This window comes from Agrobacterium sp. CCNWLW32, from assembly GCF_037083425.1.
In the GTDB taxonomy this organism is placed as follows: Bacteria; Pseudomonadota; Alphaproteobacteria; order Rhizobiales; family Rhizobiaceae; genus Agrobacterium; species Agrobacterium radiobacter.
On the sequence record NZ_JBAOJM010000044.1, the window covers coordinates 1 to 595 of the forward strand.

The window sequence follows — 595 nt, forward strand, 5'->3', positions numbered from 1 at the left end:
GCACCGTAGGAATCCACGATATAGCCGCCGAAAACCGCACCGATACTGATGGCCACCTGAAAGGAAACGACCATCAGGCTGCCTGCTGCTTCCAGGGCGTCGGGTGCGCCGCGGGAAAGGTTGGTCGGCAGCACCACGGGCGCCATGCCGAAGGCAAGGCCCCAAAGGGCGACGAGGGCAAATGCGGCACCGGTATGAACACCCCAGACAACGAGGGCGATCGTCGCAAATGCCATCAGGGCGGCGGTGACGATGAGCGCGAGGCGGATACTGGTGTCAGCCATCCGGCCCCCCAGCACATTGCCGATCACCGAAGCGACGCCAAAGCCGAGCAGGGCGAGGGCAATCGGCGTGGTGTCAAGCAGCGTCACCTGTTCGAGGAAGGGACGCACATAGACCGAACCGGCGAAATGCCCCGTCATCAGCAACAGGATTGCCAGCATCCCCAGTTGAACGCTGCGCCGCCGCGTCAGCCGCAGAACATCGGAAAGACTGTTGCTCGTACTTGCCGGCAGCGACGGCAGGCTGAGTATCTGCAGCAGCATCGCAATTACGGCAAGCCCCGCCGTCATCGACATGGCGATGCGCCATCCCA

At 63.2% G+C, this 595-nt stretch carries 1 protein-coding gene; it reads right to left on the reverse strand.

The window, feature by feature from the left end:
- The coding region (locus tag V6R85_RS26030; RefSeq protein ID WP_174054495.1) for an MFS transporter at nucleotides 1–595 on the reverse strand (595 nt) is incomplete at both ends.